Genomic DNA, 23,042 nt, shown 5'->3' on the forward strand with positions numbered 1-23,042 from the left:
CCCGCCTCGCCGATGACCGGCGGGGCGGGCTTTTTTCTGCCCGGAGCTAGCTCTGGCTCGGCAATTCCGGCGGCTCGGCCTCGCTGGGCGGCATATAATTGATCGCCGTCATCGGGATCGAGCGGCCATTGGCCTGTACCAGCCTGACATGTTTGCGCCGCAGCAGGCGCGGCTCGGCGACGCCGCAGGAGTGCGCAATGATCTCGACGTGCTCGCGCACCGTATTGGCGTAGTGCGCCACGCGCTCGGACTTTTCCCCCACCACGAGGCCGCGCTGCAGGCGCGGGTCATGGGTGGTGACACCGGTCGGGCAGGTATTCTTGTGGCATTTCATCGCCTGGATACAGCCAAGCGAGAACATGAAGCCACGGCCGCACTGGATGAAATCCGCGCCCGACGCCAACGCCCAGGCGACCGCTCCCGGGGTCAAGAGCTTGCCCGATGCGATGATATGCATCCGGCCGCGCAGGCCATGTGCGCCGAGGATCGTCACGGCGATGGGCAGGCTTTCGCGGATTGGCAGGCCGACATTGTCCATCAGCGCCATCGGCGCGGCTCCAGTGCCGCCATCGCCGCTATCAATGGTGAAGAAATCGGGCGCGCTGTCGACGCCGCGCTCCTTGATCTCCAGGCATAATTCCTCCAGCCAGCCATAGGCACCGATACAGGCCTTGAAGCCGACCGGCTTGCCGGTGATCTGGCGCAGCCAGGCGATGGTATCGAGCAGTTCGACAGAATTGCTGATTTCGGGGTGGCGGTTGGGGGAAATTGACGCCTCGCCAGCGGGGATGCCGCGGATCGCCGCGATCTCCTCTGTCACTTTTTCCGCCGGCAATATCCCGCCCTTGCCCGGCTTGGCGCCCTGGCTGAGCTTGAGCTCGAACATCTTGACCTGCGGGATCGCGGCGACGGCACGCAGCTTCTCCTCCGAGAAGCCGCCCTTGGCGTCACGCACGCCATATTTGGCAGTGCCGATCTGAACGACGATGTCGCAGCCGCCCTCCAAATGCATGTCGGTTAGCCCGCCCTCGCCGGTATTCATCCAGACCCCGGACTTGGCCGCCCCGCGCGACAAAGCCCGCACTGCCGGCTTCGACAGGGCGCCAAAACTCATGCCGGAAATATTGAAAAAGGACGGCGCGTCATAGGGTTGGCGCGCCGTTGGCCCGATGCGCAGCGCTTGGGTGGCCGCGGCGTGATCGTCGAGCGGCGGAAAGGCGCAATTGGAGAAAATAGGGGTTCCCACCGGCGTCAGCGGCTTGGTTGAACCAAACGGGACCGTGCCGCCTTCGCCGCGCGCCGAGCGGTAGACCCATTCGCGTTCGGCACGGTTGAACGGCAATTCCTCGCGATCCATCGCGAAAAAATACTGGCGGAAGAACTCGCCCAGCGCCGTGAACAGGCTGCGAAACCGGCCGACCACGGGATAATTGCGGCGGATGGCATCAGTGGTCTGGGTGCGATCAATGATGAAGAGGATGAGCGCGATCAGGGCGACGACCCCCAGCGCCAGGATGAAAAGCTGGGTCAGTACGGACATGGCCTGCATGGCCCAGGGCGGCAAATTCATCGCGTCACTCCATTGACTGGACAGGGGTCATGATGGCGCAGCGGTCTGCCGGAGGCGAGCGGCGAACGCTCTGCCTCCAGCCTTTGTGATCGGCTGTGATGCGCCTTATTCCGCGTTGGCTGCCTCCAGCTCCGCCGCAATCGCCTCCGCCCGGTCGATGCGCAGATCCGGCGTCTGGTCGGCAGCGCCCAGTTCCAGCTGGCCGGCTTTCCATTGCATCGCCATAAAGACGCGGGCACGGCCGGATGGGTGGTCGAACATGAACCATTCTTCCAGCGCCCCCGGCTCGATCTTGCGATAAGAGGCCAAGCGCAGGTCTACTGTGGCAGATCCGTCCGGTTCTCGTGCGGCGTTGAGGCCAAATAGATCGGCCGCGGCCTCATTGGTGCGGATGATGGTGTTGAAGATGGGCGTCGTCGCGAAGAAGAAGACCGACAGGCAGGCCAGCAGTAGTGGCAGACCGGCGATGTCGCCGATATCCGTGACGCCCCATTTCCTGCCCATCACACGATTGGCCCAGCCGAACAGCCCGTTTGTGATGGCGAAGCCGATCGCCAGCAGCAGGGCAAACATCGCGAACATTTCCCAGATATGGTTGAGCACGTAATGGCCCATCTCGTGCGCCATTACCGCCATCACCTCATCGCGATCCGTATTCTCGATCAGTGTGTCGGACAGGGCGATCCGCGTCGTGCCGAACAGGCCGGAAACATTGGCGGTGATGCGGTTGGACTGGCGCGAGACGTCGAACACGAAGACATCGTCAGCCGGGATGCCATTGGCGTGAGCGACCGAGAGGATATCGTCGCGCAGCTCGCCGGCCTCCATCGGCTGATAATCATTGAAAAGCGGGTCGATATAGACCGGCGAGAGGAAGAGCATAAAGCCCAGGAAGGCGACCGACAGGGCCGTGCCCCACAACCACCAGCTCGCCTTGGCGATGCGGATGACGGCGTAGAGAGTGGTGATAAAAATCGCGAACATCAGGGTCGAAACCCCGAGATTGATCGCCCACTCACCAAACCAGTCTGGCAGGGTCATGGTCGAGAGGTTGAAGGCGTGCTCGCGATAGAAGCCTTCATACAGCGTCATCGGAAAGGTCAGGATCGAGGTGATCAGCGAGTAGACCGCCGCAAAAATCAGTGTCGTCAGCCAGTTGAACTTCACCGCGGCGCGTAGCTTGTCGCGCAGGGTTTTTGCGAAACCGCTTTGCAACAGGAAGCCGGCGACCGCCAGACCGATCACGAAATTGGCCAGGATCAGCCAATACCCGCCTTCGAAATAGCTGTCAGAGCGGGCGCGCGCGGCGCCGTCGAGCGTGGCGAGATAGGCCTGGGTGGCCGTTTCCGGGTCGAAGCCCGGCGCCGCTTGCAAAGCCAGGCTGGCGAGATGGGTGATGATCATCGTGCTGTCCCCCCAAGAACATACCGCAGTGTGGCGGCGCTTCGGGGGCAATTAGAACGACGTCATCACCCAATAGGCAAGGGCGAAGGATAAAAACCTGCCGGTCAGGCCTTGAGGTCGACTTGCCCACCCGGCTCACCGCTAGGCGGTGTGTCGGACGTGGCTTGGCCTGCGGACACGGCGACCATCGCTGCGCGCAGAGTGCGGCCGCTGATCGTGAAACCCGTCTGCATCGCCGCAGCGATGGTTCCGGCCGGCTGGTCCGACGGGATTTGGGCGACGGCCTGGTGCAGGTGGGGATCGAAGACGTCGCCCGGCTGTGGATCGACTTTGCGGACGCCATGTCGCTCCATCTTGGCCAGCATGGAGCGTTCAGTCATCGCAACGCCATCGATCAGATTCTTCATCGGCTCGGAGGCATTGGCGATGGTGTCCTCGTCCACCGCAGCGACGGCGCGCGACAGACTGTCAGAGATGTCGAGCATGTCTTCGGCGAATTTGGAGACGGAATATTCGCGCGCATCGCGGACTTCCTTCTCGGCCCGCTTGCGGGTGTTGTCGGCCTCGGCGACGGAGCGCAGCAGCCGGTCGCGCGTCGCTTCCAGCTCGGCATTCAGCTTGAAAATGATATCGTCGCGGCCGGTGGGGATATCCTCGGCGGCGTCATTTTCCTGGGTCGCGTCGTCGGTCATGATGTCCTCATTCTCAATATCGAGAGGCGTGCCGTCGGTCGTGTCAGTCATGCTTCTTCACTCTCAAGGTCTGGCGCCGTCCAAAATCTTGCCGACGACGCGGGCTGTATAATCGACCAGGGGGATAACACGCGCATAGTTCAAACGGGTGGGGCCAATTACACCCAGCGCGCCGACAATCTCCTGGTCCCTGTTCATATAGGGAGCCACGATCACACTTGAACCCGACAGGCTGAAAAGCGGGTTCTCGGCGCCGATGAACAGGCGCACGCCCTGGCCGTCCCGGGTCCTGTCCAGCAAGGCGATCAGCTCCTGTTTGCGCTCGAGATCGTCGAACAGCATCCGGATGCGTTCAAGATCGTCGGCGGCTTCGAGATTCTCCAGCAGACGACCCTGACCGCGTACAATTAAGGAGCGATGCTCGCCGCCGCCGCCCCAATCGGCCAAGCCCTGCTTGACCAGACCCTGGGCTGCTGCGTCGAGCTGGGAGCGGTTTTCCGCGATTTCGGTTTCGATATCGAGCCGCGCCTGTTCCAAGCTGCGTCCGGTCAGGCGTGAGGAGAGGAAATTGCCGGCCTCCACCAGCGTCGCCGGTGGCAGGCCGTCGGGTGCCGTCATCAGCCGGTTCTCGATCGAGCCGTCGGAAAAGACGAGTACGGCAAGAACTTCATGGCGCGAGATTGGCACGAATTCGACATGGCGCAGTGGTGCATCGCGCTTGGGCGTCACGACCAAACCGGCGCCGCCGGCCAGCCCGCCGAGCACGGCGGACACTTCATTGAGCAGATCGGGCACGGTGCGGCCCGTCGTGGCGACGCGGCCTTCAATTGCGCTGCGTTCGGAGGCGTTGAGCTCGCCAACTTGCAGCAGTCCGTCGACGAAGAGACGCAGCCCGGCATGGGTCGGCATCCGGCCGGCGCTGGAATGGGGTGCCGACAACAGGCCCATCTGCGCGAGATCAGCCATCGTATTGCGGATCGAAGCCGGCGACAGGGCCAGCTTGCCGGCTTGGGCCAAGGTGCGTGAGCCGACCGGGCCGCCCGATTGCAGATAGCTCTCGACGATCTCGCGAAAAATATCGCGCATGCGCTCGTCGAGGGCGGCGAGCCCGGTCTTGGGTGTGGTGTCGGCCATCCCCATCAATTAGGCCTGACCGCGCCAAGGTTCAATTGCCCTGTTCCGCGCAGCCTTGCCGGCGCTCAAGACGGTGTGCGTGCTTGATGCGCGGCGGGATGACCGCTAGAGCGGCAGTCGAACACGCTTTGGAGAGCCCTATGAGACCTTTTGGACGCGCGCCCGATGCCATGCGGGACATCACTCTTGAGCCGGGCGTCTCGCTCTATGCCGAGGGCTCCTGCCTGGCCCGCTTTGGCGGCACGCACGTGCTGTGCACCGCCAGCGTCGAAGACAACCTGCCGCCTTGGTTGCGCGGTGGCGGCAAGGGCTGGGTGACGGCGGAATACGGCATGCTGCCCCGCGCGACCCACACGCGCTCGCGCCGTGAAGCCGCGGCTGGCAAGCAATCGGGCCGTACCCAGGAAATCCAGCGCCTGATCGGCCGTTCCCTGCGGGCCGTGGTCGACCTCAAAGCACTCGGCGAACGCCAGATCACCATTGATTGCGACGTGCTGCAGGCCGATGGCGGCACCCGCACCGCCGCGATCACCGGCGCTTGGGTCGCGCTGAAGCAGGCCACCGCCTATCTGATGGAAGAGGGCCTGCTCAAGGCCGATCCGGTGCACGGCCAATTGGCGGCGATTTCCTGCGGCGTCATCGATGGCGAATCCCGCCTCGACCTCGAATACGAAGAGGATCGCCGCGCCGAAGCCGATGCGAATTTTGTCCTGACACCCAATGGCGGGATCGTCGAAATCCAGGCGACGGCAGAAGATCGTCCGATTCCGGAAACGGCGTTCGAGGAATTGTTTGCGCTCGCCCGGGCCGGTGTGGCCGATCTGGGAACGCTGCAATTGGCAGCGCTCAAGCGCTAAGGCTCGGAGGCGGGTCCCGGAGTGGCTGGAAAGGCCGCCATGAGACCCGTCGCGAATTGCCGGCTGAACGCCAGATATGTATGCCCCGATACGAAGCGCTGAAAATGAGCCTCGGCGCCGGCGGCTGAGAGAGTCTCGGCGGCGTTTTGGCTGTCGCGCAGAAACCCGGGCTCGAGTTCGCCTCCGCTGAGATAGAAGGCCGGGCTTCCGGCGCTGGCCGCCGCTGCCGTCATGGCGCGCTGCCAGCCGAATGAGGCCCCCGTGACATAGCCGAATTGATCGGGATGGAGCAGGGCCGTCGTCAAGGCCCAGGCGGCACCACTGGAGAAGCCAAACACCATCCGCTGATCCCGGTTTTGCGTCGCGTGGTAATCGCGCACGGTCAGCGGAATGACCTCGCTCATCAGGAAGTCTTGATGCGCCTGGAAGCGGTCGGGATCGACGCCCCAGAGATATTCCTGGGACCGTGAGTCGGTGCTGAAGGAAAAGTCCACCGGCGGTGTCGGCGGCGCGGGAGCATTCCAGAGCCCGACAAGCAGGACCGGGGTGATCTCGCCACTCATGATGAGCGCGTCCGCAATATTCGCTAGCCCCGCCACGGCGCGGCCGTCAGCGATATACACCACCGGCCATCCCTGTGCCGGCGGCTGGCCTGGCGGGGTGTAGATGGTCAGCGTGCGGGTCATTGCCAGCGCGTCGCTGACCAGTTCGGTGTCTTCAAGCGTGCCATTGAGGCTCGCGCTCTGTGGCGGTGGCGGCGGTGAATTGGCACCCCGGAACGTCAGGACTTGTGGTTCGCCGTCCGCGCTTTCGGGCCGGGGCGAGACATTGATATCGATGAAGGCTTGGTCGAGATCGGCGATCCAGAAGCGGGCGCCCCAGATTTGACCATCATCAAGCAGATCGAGCGATTCCTGCAGGGCGCAGCAGAGGCGGGCGGGTTCGCCGCCGGCTGGGCGCCGGGCGGCGATGACGATGGTCTCGCCCTCAGTCCAGTAGGCCGTATCGGCGTCGCTCAGGTACTCCAGCGCGTCGGCCAGGGAGACGCCGTCAGCGATTCTGCAGAAGTGCGCGGTGTTGTCTTCGCAGGCCGCCGTGTCGTCGGCCCGGGGAATCGGCTCATCCGCGCTTGCAGCTGCGGTCGTGAACAGGATCGAAATCGCCAGTGCTCGAAACAAAATGACACCCCCAGTAAAACACCCTTGGGTTACTTAATGAGGCAATTGTGACCAAAGGGTGGCGTTGCCGCGCGTGCAGGGTGACTTGCCGAGTGGGTTAATCCCGCTATCCTTGGAGATGGTGACGTCTTCGGGCGACGCAAATTCAGAATATAGGCAGACGGCGGGAGTGCGCTGGGGGGCTGGAAACGGCCCGCTCGGACTCTCTTGGGAAGGGGCGTACCGTGCAGGCCCACTCCCGCCGTCTGATCCACCCACACATAAGGTGGGCGAATTTCAGTGACAATTCGGGCGCTTAACGTGCGCCGTCGCGACTGTCTTCCTCGTCTTCATCGTCGAACGACAACAGGTCACCCGGCTGACACCCCAGTTCGCGGCACAGCGCCTCCAGGGTTGAGAAGCGGACGGCCTTGGCCTTGCCTGTCTTGAGGATGGACAGGTTGGCCATCGTGATTCCGACGCGATCGCACAGCTCGGTGAGCGACATGCGACGCTCCAGCAGCATTCGATCAAGGGTGACGCGAATAGGCATATCTGGCGCTCCCCCCTAGATCGTCAATTTTTGTTCTTGGCGCATTTTCGCACCTTCGCGGAACACTTCGGCAAACACCAGCAGGGTTGCCACCGCGAACCAGGCACCAAGGCCGATATTCGGTGTTACATCAAGTTGCCCACAACCGACTACCGGCTCGTCCATGTCCATCAGGGTGAGGATCATCGCGACCGCGCCCTGGGTCAGATGCCGCAGCACCTGATAGGCGGCGATGGCTATCGCGATCACCTGTAGATGGCGCGCATTTTCCGGAACGAAAGGGTCGCCGGCGATCAGGGTGGCGAACACCCGGCGCAGACGGTCGATGACGACCATTGCTGCCACGATCTCGGCAATCAGGAAGGGATAGATCCATCCCAACCGCTGTACGGCGTCGAATACCTGCGACACAGGTCCCGGCGAATAGCCTATAATATCCATCAGGAAGGCGGCGGCTGCTGCCACCAAAACGAGCGATGCAAAGGCGAGCAAGGCCCAACCCAGATACCAAGCTCCGCTCAGTATCATCTTGAGAACCGACGTAATCGATCCGCGACCCAGCGCTTTCATGCCCACCCTTCCCATAGTCTCTCGATGGGGCCGGCGGCAGGTTTCCCCGCCTGACCGGCCTCATCTGATGTCAACCATTACGCGACCATTGGCGCAATAGCGTAGAACGTACCGGCGGCGACTGAAATCAGAAGCACCATATTAATCGCGATTGATGCGAACATACGAAAGCCGGAATTGTCGGACCTGACCATCTCACTGTTTCCTTTGTGTTGAATCGAAACCATTACCGTTGTCATTTCTGCTGCGAGGACGATGTCTCCCGTCCTTGTTGATTATCGATAAACGCGAACCGGAATAGACGCAAGTAAAAAATATCGTTTTTCGATATTAATTTCTCGAAAGCCGATAAAACATCTGTAAGGAATGGGCGATGACGGAGCGGAACACATGGGTGCTGGCAAGCCATAACGCCGGGAAAATCAAAGAGTTGGAGGCCATCTTGTCGCCCCACGGTATTGCCCTGAAGGGCGCTGCGGAAATTGGTCTGGATGAACCCGATGAAACCGAGCCGACATTCGAAGGTAATGCGGCGCTGAAGGCGCGGGCTGCCTGGACGGCCACCGGGCTGACCTGTCTGTCCGATGATTCCGGCCTCGCCGTTGATGCGCTCGGCGGTGACCCCGGCGTGCTCTCCGCTCGATGGGCCGGGCCCGAGCGCGACTTCAATACGGCGATGGCCCGAGTGCACGACGCGCTGGGGGCGAGCGGCAGCGCAAATCGTGCGGCGCGCTTCGTCTGCGTTGTGGCGCTGTGCCGCGAAGATGGCGCGATATCGCATTATCGCGGCGAAGTGGCGGGCGAGATCGTCTGGCCACCGCGCGGTGAGGCCGGTTTCGGCTATGACGCGATTTTCCAGCCAGAGGGAGAGGATCGCACCTTTGCCGAGATGACGGCGGCGGAAAAACGCGCGATGAGCCATCGTGGCCGCGCCCTGACGGCGCTGGTGGCGGCGGAATTCGAGCGATGAACCCTCTCGCCGATGCGCTGGGTCTCTATGTCCACTGGCCCTATTGCGCCCGCATCTGTCCCTATTGCGATTTCAACGTCTACCGCCCGAAGGGTCAGGAGGAGGCGCTGCTGGATGCGATCCTTGCTGACATGACCGACTGGCGCGCCCGCACCGGCGCCCGCCCGCTGGCCAGTATCCATTTCGGTGGCGGCACGCCCTCTCTGATGACCGGCACCCAGATCGAACGCCTGATCACCCATGCCGAAGCGCTCTGGGGTCTGGATGCGGGCGCCGAGATCGGGCTTGAGGCCAATCCGAACAATGTCGAGCACTACGGCGATTTCATTGCTGCCGGGATCAACCGGCTATCGGTCGGGGTGCAAAGCCTCGACGATGCGGCCCTCAAACAGCTCGGCCGCGATCATGACGGGCCGTTGGCGCGCCGGGCGATTGAGCGCGCGATGGCGGTGTGTGACCGGGTCTCGATCGACATGATCTATGCCCGCGCCGGCCAGACAGCGAGTTCTTGGGAGGCCGAGCTGCGCGAAATCCTCGCCTTCGGTGCCGGCCATATCTCGCCCTATCAGCTCACCATCGAAGCGCGAACCGCCTTCGGACGCCGCGCCGCGCGAGGTGAGCAGCTCGACAGTCCGGAAGATTTGGCGGCTGATCTGTTCGAACTGACTCACCAAATTTGCGACGCCCATGGCCTTGCCGCCTATGAAATCTCCAACCATGCCCGCACCCCAACCGATCAGTCGCGGCATAACCGGCTGTATTGGGAGGGTGGCGACTGGATCGGTGTCGGCCCCGGTGCACATGGCCGCATTGGCGCGGCCCTCGAAGTCGGGCGTCAGGCCTGCGAAGCCAAGGCGCAGCCGAAAGCCTATCTCGATGCCGTGGCCCAGAGCGGCAGCGGGCTGGTCAGTCTTGAAGCGCTCAGCGCCAGCGAGGAGCGCGCTGAGCGCATCCTGATGGGCATGCGCCTGTGGGACGGGCTCGATCTGGACGTACTGCAGCGCAAGACCGGTCTGTCGGTTGATCTGGACGCGCTAACACGGCTGAGCGGGCAAGGTCTGGTCGAACAGATTGGCGGCCGGGTTCGGCTCTTGCCGGCCGGCCGCATTTTTGCCGACCGGATTTCCGGCGAGCTGGTGCCCGACGAGTCCTAGCGCTTAATAGGCCAGCGGATCGAAGGTCAGCGGTGCCGGTTCGACTTCCCGGAAACTGCGCGATTGGACTTCATAGATCGCCAGCCCGCGTTCGATCAGGCCCGAATGGGCGAAACGGAACAGGCCGTCGACGCCGAGATAGCCTTCCGGATCTTCGATCGCCTCGCGGCTGAAGCCAAGCTCGCCGCCTTCCAGATGCGCCGCCAGGGCGAGTGCGTCATAGCCGAGGCTGGCGATATTCGAGGCTTCACTGCCATAGGCCGCTTCATAGGATTGTTCGAACCGCTCATGCGAGGCCCGGTCGGGCCCGGCAAACCAGCCACCATGCAGGGCCGGCTCGCGTAGCAGGTCTTCATCATTCCACAGGCCGGTGCCGAGAAAGCGGACGACAAGCGGATCGACGGCTTGGGAAATCAAGAGCGGCCCGAGCGTGCGCAGGCGCGTACTGCCTTCCGGCAGCATCACCGCCTGGAAGGGCGCGTTGGGGTCTGGAACCCAGTCGGATTGGCGCAATACATTGGCTTCGTCCGGCGTGATGGGTTGGAACACGCCGCGCGCCAACCGTGAGGCGGCACTGGCCATGGCTTCGACATCGCCTGTGTAGAAAGCTTCGGTGGTCAGGCTGCCGCCGGTCAGCTCGGCACTATCGCGCAGCGCATCATGGACAGTCATGCCATAGCGGCTTTGTGGCCCGAGATAGGCATAGCGCTGCACGCCTTGGCGCGAAGCGTATTCGACGACGCGGGCGACTTCGAGCTCAGGCGGAAAGCTGAGCAGGTAAACGCCATTGCCGGCCGTGCTGGTGTCGGTGGAAAACGCAATCACCGGAATATTGGCGCGGCGCGCAACTTGACCCACGACGGTGACGGACTGGCCGAACAGCGGACCGATGATCATGTCAGCGCCGTCTTCGAAAGCGGCCATCGCTGCAGCGCGCGCGCCTTCAGCGGTGCCTTGCGTGTCCTTGGGGATCAGCAGGAGATTGCTGCCAGCGCGCTCGAACAGGGCCAGTTCGGCGGCGCGCAACAGGCGCAGGGATTCGGCACGGGCGGTGGCATTGTCGCTCGAAAACGGCAGCAGGATTGCGACGCGGGACATTTGCCGGCCGGCCATATGCGGCGGCACCAGGCCGACGGCTTCGTCGATAACGGGTTTGGTGTCGGGCTCGATCGGCGTTTCGACCTGCGGCGGCAGCTCAACAACGCCCGGTGGCGGCGAGTTCGGTGTGGTGCCGCAGGCACTCAGTGTCAGCGCCGCCAGGATTGCGAGCAGGCGCAGACCGTTCTTTTGTGTCATTCTTCCTGCTGCGTCGAACGCGCGCAGTGCTACATCTGATGTCATGACTCAATCACCCCAGGAATTCGAGCCCGAAGCTATCCGCCCAGCACGCGGCGGGCAAGCGCTAGCGCCGGGCCTTTATCTGGTCGCAACACCAATCGGCAATCTGCGGGACGTCACCTTGCGCTGTCTCGACGTGTTGGCCGGAGCCGATCGCGTCCTCGCTGAGGATACCCGCGTCACACGCCGCCTGCTCGATGCCTATGGCATTGAAGCGAAGTTGCAGCCCTATCATGACCATAATGGCGACAAGGTCAGACCGCGTGTGCTGGAGGCCATCGCCGCCGGTGAAATCATCGCCCTGGTCTCCGATGCCGGCACACCGCTGGTGTCCGACCCCGGCTATAAACTCGCCCATGCGGTGATCGAGGCCGGGCTGATGGTGACGGCGATCCCCGGCGCGTCTGCTGTGCTCAGCGCCCTGTGTGTCGCCGGCCTGCCGACCGATTGCTTCACCTTCGCTGGCTTTCCGCCGCCCAGAACGGCGGCGCGCGAAGCTTGGCTCAAGCCGTTCCGGGAAATTCGGGGTTCGCTGGTGATTTATGAAGGCGCCTCGCGGCTGCCGGCCTCGCTGGCCAGCATGGCAAAGGTGTTGGGGTCGAGGCAGGCGGCGGTTTGCCGTGAGCTGACCAAATTCCATGAAGAAGTCCGGCGCGGCACGCTCGACGCGTTGGCGGCGCATTATCACGAGGCCGGCCCGCCGCGCGGCGAAATGGTGATTGTGGTCGGCCCCGGGCCCGAAGATCACTGGGACGAGGCGCGGATCGATGCGGCGCTGGGGCAGGTGATGGCCGAGATGCGCATCAAGGACGCCGCCGCCCGCATCGCCGACGTTTCCGGCTGGAGCAAGCGCGATGTCTATGCTCGAGCCCTGGCCCTTAAGGGCGACGCCCCGCGCGGAGAGCCCAAACCAGGGGACGGGATGTGACCGCACCCCGCCGAGCCGCCGAAGCACGCGGACGCTGGGCCGAGCGGCTGGCCATGCTCTGGCTGAGCTGCAAAGGTTACCGCCTGCTCGACCATCGCGCCCGCACGGCGGCCGGCGAGATCGACCTGGTCGCGATGCGCGGTGAGTATCTGGTTTTTGTTGAGGTCAAGGCGCGCCGCACCCTGGTGGCGGCACTGGAATCCTTCGGTGATCGCCAGCGTGGCCGCATTATTCGCGCCGCCTCGCTCTGGCGGGCGCGCCATCCCGGCTTCGAACGTTTGCATATGCGCTATGACCTGTTTCTGGTCGCCGCCGGACGCCTGCCGCAACATCGCCGTGCGGCCTGGATTCCCGAAGGCCGCGAGGCTCTCGATCTTCTCTAGAAAACAGCCTAGCTTGGTATGGTTCCCGGCTTCACCGGGGGTGACCAATCCAGCGGATCGACCGATCCGCTTTCCAGATCGACAGGAGCCTGCCGGATGACGGCCCGAAACAATGCCATCCTGATTCTTCCCCTGCTCTGCTTGCTCGCCGGTCTTTCGGCCTGCGCCGCGATCCAGCCCGAACGCTCGATCGGGCGTGAGCTTGATGACACCAATGCCTCGCTGTCGATCAAATCGGCGATGTTGCGGGTCGAGGGTTTTGCGCTCGACGGTATCGATGTCGAGGTCACTGAAGGTATTGCGCTTTTGACCGGGCGCGTGCCGCGCGAGGATGACCGTCTGATGGCCGAATGCCTGGCCTGGTCCTCGGTCGCGGTGCGCTCGGTGGCGAATGAAATTGAAGTCGGGCCAACCAACGGCTTCCGCGACCGGGCCAATGATGCCTGGATCACCCAGCGCGTGCGCGGCCGTCTATTGTCGGATCGCAATGTTCGCAGCGTCAATTTCAACGTCGAAACCTATGCCGGCAAAGTCTATCTGCTCGGCGTGGCGCGTTCGCGCGGCGAGCTTGAGCGCGTCAGTGCCCAAGCGGCCCTGGTTGGCGGCGTGGTCGAGGTGATCAGCTATGTCCGCATCGCCGGCGAGCCCAGCGATCTGCCTTCGCGCGGTGAACGCCGTGCTGCGGCCTGTGCCGGCGAATCCATGCCGGGGCTTGATTCCGACGGCAGCCTGCCCAACTCCTCACCGCAACTGCTTGGCGCCGCGGAGGGTTCCCGTTGAACATGCGTGTAGCGGTCCAGATGGACCCGATCCAGGCCGTCAATATTGATGGCGATACTTCATTCGCCCTGATGGAAGAGGCGCAGGCGCGCGGCGCCTCGCTGTGGGTCTATCAGCCCGAACACCTGTCCTGGCGCGAGGGCAAGATCACGGCGCGAGCGCGGCCGGTGACCGTGCGTCATGTTCGCGGCGATCACGCGACTTTGGGCGAAGAGGTCGTGCTTGACCTCGCGACGGATATCGACGTCATCCTGATGCGTCAGGATCCGCCCTTCGATATGGCCTATCAGACCGCAGCCCATATTCTGGAAATGCTGGCCGGACGCACCTTGGTGCTCAATGATCCCGCCTGGGTCCGCTCGAGCCCGGAAAAGATCGTGCCGCTGCTCTTCCCCGATCTGGTGCCGCCGACCCTGATCAGCCGTGATGCAAAGGCCATCGAAGCCTTCCGCGACAAGTATCAGGACATCATCATCAAGCCGCTCTATGGCAATGGCGGCGCCGGCGTGTTTCGACTCAAACCCGGCGACGGCAATTTCAAGGCGCTGCTGGAGATGTTCTTCGAAAGTAATCGCGAGCCGGTCGTCACCCAGGCTTTCCTGCCGGCGGTCGAAAAGGGCGACAAGCGCGTCATCCTGATCGATGGCGAGGCGGTTGGCGCGATCAATCGCGTGCCGCAGAAGGGCGAAACCCGGTCCAACATGCATGTCGGCGGCAAGGCCGAGGCCTCGACGCTCGATGCCGACGATCTGCGCATCTGCGCCGCCATCGGGCCCATGCTCAAGGAACGCGGCCTGGTTCTGGTCGGCATCGATGTCATTGGCGGGCGTCTGACCGAGATCAATGTCACCTCTCCGACCGGCGTGCAGGAGCTCAAACGCTTCTCCGGTGTCGATAGCTGTGCCCTGTTTTGGGATGCCGTGGCGCGCAGGCTTGTGTCATAGAGTTGACACACGCTTGACTTGCGGTTGACACAGTTCCATTCTGTGTTCATGTTTTGGACGTGGTTTGTTCTCATGCCTGTGGAAAACTCAATACTCGTAACTGTTTAGCGCAATGCCTTCCGTCGGGGCTGGCTTGAAAGCGGGACGTTATCCCGTCTTCGCCGTCGATTGAGCCCGGACCGGCAAGCTGCGGAGAGGTTAGGGCGAATGGCCGCTCGCACTACATCGGTTGCTTTCGAAGGCGCTGAAGCGCGCCTGGTCGACGTGCAGGTGCAGGTCGCCGGCGGATCGCAGCCAATATTTTCCATCGTCGGGCTGGGCGACAAGGCCGTCACCGAAAGCCGGGAGCGGGTCCGGGCAGCCTTTGCGGCACTGGGCCTGTCGATGCCGTCGCAGCGCCTGATCGTCAATCTCGCCCCGGCCGACCGGCCCAAGGAAGGTTCGCATTTCGATCTGCCCATCGCGCTCAGCGTGCTGGCCGAACTCGGTGTGGTGCCGCGCGATGCGGTCGAGGAAAATCTCGCCTTTGGTGAGCTTGGCGTTGATGCCTCGATTGCACCGGCACCGGGCGCCTTGCCAGCGGCGGTCGCGGCCCAAGCCGCCGGCCTGTCACTGATCTGTCCCGAGGCGTGTGGCCCGGAGGCGGCTTGGGCGGGGGGGGAATTGCCGATCATTGCCCCGGCCAGCCTGATCCAGCTGATCAATCATTTCAAAGGCACGCAGGTCTTGTCGCGGCCGGCGCCGGGCGAGCTGGTCGAGACGGCCAATTTTGCCGATCTCAACCAGGTCAAGGGCCAGGAGAGCGCCAAGCGGGCGCTGGAGATCGCGGCTGCCGGGCACCATAATCTGTTGATGGTTGGCCCGCCCGGCTCCGGCAAATCGATGATGGCCGAGCGTCTGCCGGGCCTGCTGCCACCACTTTCCGCGGCCGAATTGCTCGATGTCTCGATGATCCACTCCGTGGCCGGCCTGCTGGAGCGCGGTTGTCTGCGCCGTGATCGCCCCTTCCGCTCGCCGCACCACTCCGCCTCGATGGCGGCGATGGTCGGTGGTGGCACAAGGGCCAGGCCGGGCGAGGCGTCATTGGCACATCATGGCGTGTTGTTTCTGGATGAATTGCCAGAATTCCATCCGCAAGTGCTCGATAGTTTGCGTGCGCCGCTCGAAGCCGGACGGATCACGGTTGCGCGCGCCAATGCGCATATCTCCTATCCGGCCCGCTTCCAGCTCGTCGCGGCGATGAATCCCTGCCGCTGCGGCGGTGGTGGCCAGGATGGCTCGGCCTGCCGCCGGGGTCCGCGCTGTGCCAGCGACTACCAGGCGCGCATTTCCGGCCCGATGCTCGACCGGATCGATCTGCAAATCCAGGTTCCGCCCGTCACGCCTGCGGATTTGGCGCTGCCAGCCCCGGTCGAGGGCACGGCTGAAGCGGCCGCACGTGTCGCCATCGCCCGCGCCGTCCAGGCCGAACGTGGCTATCTCAACGCGCACCTGCCGCCCGATATACTGGAACACGCTGCCGCCCCCGACCGTGCTGGCGAAGCCCTGCTCAACCAGGCCGCCCAGCAACACAGCCTCACCGCCCGCAGCTACCACCGCGTCCTGCGCGTCGCCCGCACCATCGCCGATCTCGACGGCAGCGACGCCGTGAGACGTATCCACATCGCCGAAGCGCTGTCGTGCCGGCGAGGTTTGGCGCAAGCGGCAGGGCCGGTGTCGGCGGGTGTGCGGTAAACGCCGCGGCGCCTGTCCCCCTCGTTGCTGGCGCCAGCCGAGGACTGGTAAAAATGCCCCGCGATGGGCCGACCCTCCATGACCAGGCTTTGACCGCAGGTATGGGTTCCAAAATCCCTCAAATGGGCTACAATCGCAAATTGCCAAATTGACTGAATCCCAAACCCAGTTGTATGGCAGCCCCCTGTTTCTTCGTCGATTCAGTGAGCGCAAATGCCAATCGATGGCAGCGAGAGGTTACTTCGAGCGGGGTTGCGAACTCTGGAGGCTTGTAATCAATGACGACGATCATCCGGTCGGAATTGCATCGCCGGTTGGCGGCGTAAACTCCAGCGCGCGAGCCAGAGCAACGCTTTGAATTCATCCACCCTCTATTGGGGACACCGAACATATTCACTCGTTTTCGAGGACGCTATAAATGAGATTGGGCACCCTTTTCTTGACGATAAGTGGATATCCGGCACTTGCGCGCGACATTTTCAACGCCTGGTTCGGGCGGCTTGTTAAGCCCATTGCTCTTTGTCTGATGCTGTTGGCGCCAAGCGGCGGGGCAGGGGCCTTGGATTGGCCGGAAATTGATTTTTGGGCGGTGGGAATAGCCGAGCCGGAATGTCGCTCATCGTCTCCGCCATTTCCCAAGCTCTGTGAAATCCGGCACCTATCCCAAGCTGACCTCGATGAAATTACCAACGAACTGTTCGCGGCTGCGTCGAATGGTGAGTACCTCTCGACCTTGTCAGACGGCATTCTGACGATTTCCTCGCTCTCCGCTGAAAGAGAGTCGTTTGTTTGCTGTGACATCCAGGGCCCGTTCAGGGCGCATGAGAACAGCGATGGTCAGCCGATTTCTGTCGCAAGATTTGGCGTCCCGGCTGGCGCATTCATTCACATCGAACTTATGAACGATGTTGATATGATCGGTTCCGGATACATTCTTGAGAGCATTTCAGATTATCAGAAAGCATATATTGGAAGCCAAGAAAGCCAAATAGACGTTGACTATCAGACCATTAGATTTGACAGCCTCGATAGGGACGTGCATGTTTTTCAAAATAGACCCGATCTGCCGCCCAAACACATTTTTTATGTAAAAGACGGAAATAACGCTCCCCACGTTTTCGCTCCGGCGCTTCTCGAGTATTATGGGGGCACACTTTCGGAAATGCCGAGTTTTGCGCTTATTGGTATCGAAAGCGGCTCCAGTGACGTGCGCCTCAATGAGTACGTAAGGGCCATGTCAAATGATACCGCCGCCTATGATCGCTACAGATCGATTTTCGAAGATGCGATAGTGCCTCAGATCGAAGAGATGCTTGGCTACACCGGCGGGGCAGCTGGGCGTGTCCTCTTCGGCCAATCGAATGGTGGGAGATGGGTGTTGGACTACTCGCTCGACCACCCGAGTTTTGCGTGCAGCATCATGGCGATGTCGATTGCTGGCGGAAATCTCGAGCAATCGGAAGTGGCTGAGGCGAGCTCGGCGACCGATTGCAGAAACTATTACTTGGCCGCGGGTCAACTTGAAGGCAGCATGCTTGCCCGCACGGAAGACATGCATCATATGCTGCTTGCTGCGGGCCTCTCATCCCAGTTGGTGATTGAAGCTGGAGGACACAATTTCAGTTCCTGGGTGCCAGCTTTTCTGTTTTTCTTCGATCAGATTATGACCTCGGCATCGGACTAGATGATGGGGCGAACTCTTCCGACAACAACCGCAATCGAGGACGGGGTTCAGCTGCGTCAGATGCCCAGCTGTCGGTGGGGGAACGCCACCAGCTACCCCACTTTTGCGGCCGGCCAGCCCCTTCGGGGAAGCCAAGTTTGTGCCAGATGTTTGGTTCCGCGAAGTGAGTCGCCAACAATTCCGTGGGTTGACCGGTCCAGCCTGCAAGACTCTGGTCACCATCATTGTTCGCTTCGGTTGGGACATGCCCCTGTGGCACTAAAAACGGGACGCGTGCTTGACTCCTCGCAACGGGACCATGTCCCCGGTGAGTCTCGGCTGACCAAAGCAGTGCACGACTTATCGGCCGTCCGGGCCGCCGATAGGGGGTTATGGTCTCCCGGTCTCCGGGCCGATTCGATGGAATTGTTATTGAGGGTGTAATGCGGATTGCCGGGTTGATTACCGTGGCGCTGTTGGGCTTGGCATACCTTGTGCTGTTCACAAAATCGGACAATGACGGCCAATGTCGGCAGCTCGATGCGAGGACGCTGGAAATCAACGGTCGGATCAATGCGGCCCTGGCCGATTGCGTTGACGTTCTGCTCGGGTCTGAAATAGACACCGTCATCGTCACCTCGCAGGGCGGTGAGACCTTTGCCGGACGCCGGATCGGTAATCGGATCGGGGATCGGCCTCGCACACTGGTGGTCCGCGATCGCTGCCTGTCGTCGTGCGGCAATTATTTTGTTCCGGCGGCGCAGCGCCTCGTGCTTGAGCCCGGCGCCGTCGTCGGGCTGCACGGCACGCCCGATCCTGCGACCATGGCGCGGCACATGCGACATTTTGAGGCCAGTCTCGACCGCGACGTGGCCGCAGGCGAAATCTCCCGCGACGCGCGTGATCGCAGCCTGTCCGGGCAAGTCGAGCGCGACGCGGCCCAACTGGATGAGGAGGCTGCCTTCGCCGAACGCTTCGGCGTGCCCAAGGGCTGGCGCCTCTACCGGGGGGTTGGCGATGGCAGGACCGGATTCCTGCAATATTTCAACGGCCGCAATGAAGCGCTCGACGGCCGTTGGGACCTGCTGGTCGTTGAGGCGCCGATGCTGCAATCCTGCCTGCCCCACGTGCTGGCGGAGGGGTATCAGCAAGCCGCTGACACGCCCCGTTGGCGGCTGCCGCAGCTCTGGCTCCACCCGATTTTCGCCTTCCCTGTCCGCAGTGGTGAATTGCGCTGCACAGACCCGGAGGTGATTGACCCCGCTTGACCCTGTCCCGGGCCTCGCATTCTCCCAGCCCATGACGACGGATCGTTAACTTCCCGCGGCTAGCTTTCCCCTGTCATGACACGCGAAACGCCGCCCGACAGCGAGGCCGGTTCCCAAGCCTCCAGGCCGGGGCCGGACGATGAGAGATTTGCGACTGCGACCGAACTGGGCGCGGCGGAATTTCTTATATCTGCGCTCGATGCGGCCGGCGAGCTGGTGCTGGTGCGCGGTGGCGGCGGACGGGTCGTCCACGTCAATGCCGCCTTCATCGCCGCCTTTGGCGGTGCGCGCGCTGATTGGGTCGGGCAATGGTTCTCCGTTGCCCCGCCGGTCAAAAGCGATGATCCGCGCCGCTATGAAATGCTGATGCGCACGCGTCAGGGCCCCGTCTGGATCGAATGGGATGAGCGGCTTCTGCCCGACAGGCGCGGCGTCATCTCGGTTGGACGCGATGTCAGTTCGCGCCACGAAGCGCATGCCGATCTGGAAGCGTCGCAGCGCGCCAAATCCCTGTTTTTCGCCGCCGTCACCCATGAATTGCGCACGCCTTTGGCCGGTGCGTTGGGAATTGCCGGCCTGCTCGCCACAACGCCGCTGCGGCCCGACCAGGCCGATTATGTCCGCACTCTGGCCAGTTCGGCCGAGCATGCGCTGGCCATGGTTGACGATATTCTCGATCTGTCACGGCTGGAAGCCGGCAAGCTGGCCCTGCGCCCCGACACGGTCGATATCGCCGATCTGGTGCGCGATACCGTCGAACTGGTGGCGCCGCGAGCGCAGCAAAAGGGCCTCGAGATTGGCATTGTCCAGTCCGCCGACGCGCCGACCCGGATTACCGGCGATGCGGCGCGCCTGCGCCAAATCCTGTTCAACCTGATCGGCAATGCCGTCAAATTCACGCTCCAGGGCGGTATCCGCATCGATATCGGTTGCGCCCCGGCGGGCGATGGGCGGGCGCGGCTGTCGCTCTCGGTCAGCGATAGCGGGCCGGGGATTTCCGAGCTCGACCAGCAAAGCCTGTTTGAACATTTCGAGCGCGGCGCTGCCGAACGCGATGGCGCCGAAGGCGGCGCCGGGCTCGGCCTCGCCATGGTGCGCCGTCTGGTTGAGGCGATGGAGTCTTCGATGGGAGTCGAAAGCCGGCTCGGCGAGGGCGCGAAATTCTGGGTGATTTTCGAATTGCCCGTGCTCGCCAGCGGCCTCGGCACCCCGATGGCTGGCCGCGAACTGGCCGTCGCCAGCCCCGACTCCATCCTGCGCCAGGCCCTCAGCGATCAGTTGCGCGAGCTCGGCGGTGATGTTGTCGCGATCGACCGGGCCGAAAACCTCGCCGCCGCATCGGGCCGCGAATTGCTGGTCGATGGCGCTTGGTCAGCGCATGCGGCCGGTTCCGGCGCCCGCCATGTCTGGCAATTGGTGACGCCGGCCGGCAAGGACGATGTCATCGAAGACTTGCCCGACGGCGTCGACGGCTGGCTCGTCAAACCGGTGCGCCTCTCCAGCCTGATCGAACAGATCGCCGGTACTGCGCCGCTGCGCCAGCCCGCCGCCCGGCCACAAATCGAGCCAGAGCCCGAGACGCGTCTGCTGGACGGGCTGCAAATCCTCGTCGCCGAAGACGACCCGGTCAACGCCCTGATCGCGCGCCGGACGCTGGAGCGGCTGGGTGCCCATGTCACCGCCGTCGATAGCGGCCGCGCCGCCCTGCGCGCGCTGGAGACGAGCCATTTCGACGCCGCTCTGCTCGACCAACGCATGCCCGGCATGGACGGTGCCGAACTGGCCCGAATGGCGCGGTTGAGCGGCCATGATCTGCCGCTGGTCGCCCTGACCGCCAATTGCAGTGAGGACGACCGCAAAACCTGCCTTGAAGCCGGCATGAATGATTTCCTCTCCAAACCGGTCGATCCCGATCTTCTGGCCCAGACACTCGCGCGCTTGTGCGCCATCGGGAAGCAGGCCAGCATGGCGCGAAATACGCCAATCGGCTGAGGAGTTTCAGACACATGACCCAAGCGACGAGCGAGAAACCCTCAATGTTTTCCAGACTCGGCGCGGCAGGCAAGGACAAGACCCTGCTGGCGATGCTCTTCCTCGGCCTTGGCGCCGGTCTGCCCTACGCCATCCTTACCGGTACGCTGAATGCCTGGTTCACCGAGGCCGGCGTCGACGTCTCGACCATCGGCGTTTTGTCCTGGATCGGTCTGGCCTACGCTTTCAAATTCCTGTGGTCGCCGGCCCTGCATCGTTCGCGTCCGCCCTTGCTGGGGCGTCTCGGGAATCGGCGCGGCTGGATGCTCGGTTTCCAGCTGATCATCATGATTGCGATGGCGACGATCTCGCTGGCCAACCCGCAGAGCCAATTGCCCTTGATCACGCTGATGGCGCTGATCGGTGTCATCGCTTCGGCCAGCCAGGATATCGTCATCGACGCTTGGCGCATCGAAGTCGCGCGCGATGGCGAACATCTCGATTCGCTCTCGGCCCTGTATCAGCTCGGTTATCGCGTTTCTGGCTTTCTCGGCGGCTTCCTGGCGCTGATCCTGGCGGCGCGGATCGGCTGGTCCTTCACCTTCATGCTGCTCACCCTGATGATGTTGCTGGCGGTCACCGGGGTGATGATCGCGCGCGAATCCACCCGCGTCGCCGCCGCCGATGATCATCTGATCCGGCTCGGCAGCGGCGTCTCGCACCGGATCCGCCATTTCGCCCTGGCGCTGGTCGTGGCCGGCTGGGGCTGGGCCCTGTTTTCGCTCGGCAGTTTCATGGCCGCCACCGTGTTGGGCGAAGAGCCACCGAGCGCGCGTGACTTCATCCGCAATACCGGACCCTGGATCGTCACCGTCACGGTGATCGCACCGGCGATCATCTCCGCCATCCTGCTCTGGATCGAGCGCCGGAACCCGCAACCGGTACAGACGCCGCATACCGGGCTCGGCCGCGCCGCCAATACGCTGCACCGCTTCATTCTCGAACCGCTGATGGATCTGGTCGCCCGGCTTGGCTGGGCCGCACCGCTGGTGCTGGTGCTGATCCTGTCCTACCGCTTTGCCGATCTGGTCTGGGGGGCCTTCGCCTACCCCTTCTATCTCGGCACCAATTTCGGCGCGATGGGCTATTCGCTCGACGATGTCGCCATCGCCTCGAAAATCGTTGGCGTCATCATGACCATCACCGGGGTCGGCATTGGCGGACTGGCGCTGAAAGCCATCGGCCGCATGCCCTGCCTGATCCTCGGCGCGATTCTCGCTGCCGCGACCAATCTTCTGTTCTGGGACCTCACCACCGGCGCCCATTTCGTCGGCGGTTTCCTGCAATTCACCCATCTGGGCGATCTGATGGGCCTGTTCGGCGTCAATGAACGCCTGTCCTGGCTGGTCACCGCCATTGCCGGCGAAAACCTCGCCGTCGGCTTCGCCAGCGTCGTCTTCGTCGCCTATCTCTCCGCCATCGTGAACCCCGACTATGCCGCCGTGCAATATGCCCTGCTCGCCTCGCTGACCATGCTGATCGGAACCCTCGGCCGTGGCGCGCTGGGCGAAATGATCGAAAGCCAGGGCTTCGCCTACGTCTTCATCCTCACCGCCGCCCTCGGCCTGGTCGCCGTCGTCGCGTCCATCGCCGAAGCGCTAAGGCTGAAGTTTGCACCGGCGAAGGTGCAGCCGGATGAGGGCGGGTCTGGGGTGGGTTAGGGGCTGCGCTCAACTCTCTAAAACTACAACGGCTTGTCATCCCTGACGGATGCCCCGCGCATGCGGGGCGCAGATCAGGGACCCAGATCCACCACCGCAAAACCCATCAAGCCGGAGGGGCCATGTCGGCACCCCAGCCCCCAACCGCCGGGCGTCTGGGTCCCTGATCTACGCCCGGATCGCTGGCGCGTCCGGCCATCCGTCCGGGATTGTCTGTTGGGTGTGGTGTTATAGTGGGGTGCCGGATTGGG

General features: G+C 63.1%; 20 protein-coding genes. 12 read left to right on the forward strand and 8 right to left on the reverse strand.

The features are described 5' to 3' along the window. Positions 1-46: 46 nt before the first annotated feature. The 4 genes from AAC029_RS08695 to hrcA form a co-directional block, all read right to left on the reverse strand. Positions 47-1,570, reverse strand: coding sequence for an FMN-binding glutamate synthase family protein (locus tag AAC029_RS08695; RefSeq protein ID WP_339746426.1), 1,524 nt, complete (start codon positions 1,568-1,570; stop codon positions 47-49). A gap of 105 nt (positions 1,571-1,675) precedes the next feature. Continuing rightward, positions 1,676-2,974, reverse strand: coding sequence for a M48 family metallopeptidase (locus AAC029_RS08700; protein WP_339746428.1), 1,299 nt, complete (start codon positions 2,972-2,974; stop codon positions 1,676-1,678). Between the two features lie 104 nt (positions 2,975-3,078). Further along, complete coding sequence (gene grpE / locus AAC029_RS08705; protein WP_339746431.1) at positions 3,079-3,717, reverse strand: nucleotide exchange factor GrpE; 639 nt, start codon at positions 3,715-3,717, stop codon at positions 3,079-3,081. Positions 3,718-3,729: 12 nt separating this feature from the next. Next, positions 3,730-4,800, reverse strand: coding sequence for a heat-inducible transcriptional repressor HrcA (gene hrcA / locus AAC029_RS08710; protein WP_339746433.1), 1,071 nt, complete (start codon positions 4,798-4,800; stop codon positions 3,730-3,732). 140 nt (positions 4,801-4,940) lie between these two features. On the opposite strand from hrcA, the gene rph reads away from it, so the two are divergent. Then, positions 4,941-5,657 carry a ribonuclease PH gene (rph, locus tag AAC029_RS08715; RefSeq protein WP_339746437.1) on the forward strand — a complete coding sequence of 239 codons (717 nt, stop codon included), beginning with the start codon at positions 4,941-4,943 and terminating at the stop codon, positions 5,655-5,657. Here rph and AAC029_RS08720 read toward each other — a convergent pair. From AAC029_RS08720 to AAC029_RS08730, 3 genes are all read right to left on the reverse strand, one after another. Next, complete coding sequence (locus AAC029_RS08720; protein ID WP_339746439.1) at positions 5,654-6,835, reverse strand: alpha/beta hydrolase-fold protein; 1,182 nt, start codon at positions 6,833-6,835, stop codon at positions 5,654-5,656. The genes rph and AAC029_RS08720 overlap by 4 nt on opposite strands. A gap of 295 nt (positions 6,836-7,130) precedes the next feature. After that, entirely contained in the window at positions 7,131-7,367 is a 237-nt protein-coding gene (locus AAC029_RS08725) for a helix-turn-helix transcriptional regulator (RefSeq protein ID WP_339746441.1), read from the reverse strand. Positions 7,368-7,382: 15 nt separating this feature from the next. Further along, on the reverse strand, positions 7,383-7,937 hold the full coding sequence (locus AAC029_RS08730) for a DUF2975 domain-containing protein (protein WP_339746443.1): 555 nt from the start codon (positions 7,935-7,937) through the stop codon (positions 7,383-7,385). Between the two features lie 373 nt (positions 7,938-8,310). On the opposite strand from AAC029_RS08730, the gene rdgB reads away from it, so the two are divergent. Next, positions 8,311-8,907 (forward strand): RdgB/HAM1 family non-canonical purine NTP pyrophosphatase, encoded by a 597-nt coding sequence (rdgB, locus tag AAC029_RS08735; RefSeq protein ID WP_339746445.1) that lies wholly within the window; start codon positions 8,311-8,313, stop codon positions 8,905-8,907. Next, complete coding sequence (gene hemW / locus AAC029_RS08740) at positions 8,904-10,061, forward strand: radical SAM family heme chaperone HemW (protein WP_339746447.1); 1,158 nt, start codon at positions 8,904-8,906, stop codon at positions 10,059-10,061. Before rdgB ends, hemW begins: the two co-directional genes overlap by 4 nt. Before the next feature lie 3 nt (positions 10,062-10,064). Here hemW and AAC029_RS08745 read toward each other — a convergent pair whose 3' ends face one another. Beyond that, positions 10,065-11,357, reverse strand: a complete 1,293-nt coding sequence (locus AAC029_RS08745) for a penicillin-binding protein activator (RefSeq protein WP_339746449.1) — start codon at positions 11,355-11,357, stop codon at positions 10,065-10,067. Positions 11,358-11,400: 43 nt separating this feature from the next. On the opposite strand from AAC029_RS08745, the gene rsmI reads away from it, so the two are divergent. The 9 genes from rsmI (at position 11,401) to AAC029_RS08790 (ending at position 22,791) form a co-directional block, all read left to right on the forward strand. Beyond that, complete coding sequence (gene rsmI, locus AAC029_RS08750; RefSeq protein WP_339746452.1) at positions 11,401-12,327, forward strand: 16S rRNA (cytidine(1402)-2'-O)-methyltransferase; 927 nt, start codon at positions 11,401-11,403, stop codon at positions 12,325-12,327. Continuing rightward, positions 12,324-12,710, forward strand: a complete 387-nt coding sequence (locus AAC029_RS08755) for a YraN family protein (protein WP_339746455.1) — start codon at positions 12,324-12,326, stop codon at positions 12,708-12,710. The genes rsmI and AAC029_RS08755 overlap by 4 nt, the downstream gene beginning before the upstream one ends. Positions 12,711-12,806: 96 nt before the next feature. Next, complete coding sequence (locus tag AAC029_RS08760) at positions 12,807-13,490, forward strand: BON domain-containing protein (protein ID WP_339746458.1); 684 nt, start codon at positions 12,807-12,809, stop codon at positions 13,488-13,490. Between the two features lie 2 nt (positions 13,491-13,492). Further along, the gene (gshB, locus tag AAC029_RS08765) at positions 13,493-14,434 is read left to right on the forward strand and encodes a glutathione synthase (RefSeq protein ID WP_339746480.1); all 942 of its coding nucleotides are present in this window, start codon (positions 13,493-13,495) and stop codon (positions 14,432-14,434) included. A gap of 207 nt (positions 14,435-14,641) precedes the next feature. After that, positions 14,642-16,168 carry a YifB family Mg chelatase-like AAA ATPase gene (locus AAC029_RS08770; RefSeq protein ID WP_339746461.1) on the forward strand — a complete coding sequence of 509 codons (1,527 nt, stop codon included), beginning with the start codon at positions 14,642-14,644 and terminating at the stop codon, positions 16,166-16,168. Positions 16,169-16,586: 418 nt separating this feature from the next. Next, positions 16,587-17,852, forward strand: coding sequence for a hypothetical protein (locus AAC029_RS08775; protein WP_339746464.1), 1,266 nt, complete (start codon positions 16,587-16,589; stop codon positions 17,850-17,852). A gap of 422 nt (positions 17,853-18,274) precedes the next feature. Beyond that, positions 18,275-19,099 carry a hypothetical protein gene (locus tag AAC029_RS08780; RefSeq protein WP_339746467.1) on the forward strand — a complete coding sequence of 275 codons (825 nt, stop codon included), beginning with the start codon at positions 18,275-18,277 and terminating at the stop codon, positions 19,097-19,099. A 75-nt stretch (positions 19,100-19,174) separates the two neighbouring features. After that, positions 19,175-21,091 (forward strand): response regulator, encoded by a 1,917-nt coding sequence (locus AAC029_RS08785; RefSeq protein WP_339746470.1) that lies wholly within the window; start codon positions 19,175-19,177, stop codon positions 21,089-21,091. A gap of 14 nt (positions 21,092-21,105) precedes the next feature. Continuing rightward, positions 21,106-22,791 carry a hypothetical protein gene (locus AAC029_RS08790; RefSeq protein ID WP_339746473.1) on the forward strand — a complete coding sequence of 562 codons (1,686 nt, stop codon included), beginning with the start codon at positions 21,106-21,108 and terminating at the stop codon, positions 22,789-22,791. Positions 22,792-23,042 lie beyond the last annotated feature (251 nt).

The organism is uncultured Maricaulis sp. (assembly GCF_963975345.1).
In the GTDB taxonomy this organism is placed as follows: domain Bacteria; phylum Pseudomonadota; class Alphaproteobacteria; order Caulobacterales; family Maricaulaceae; genus Maricaulis.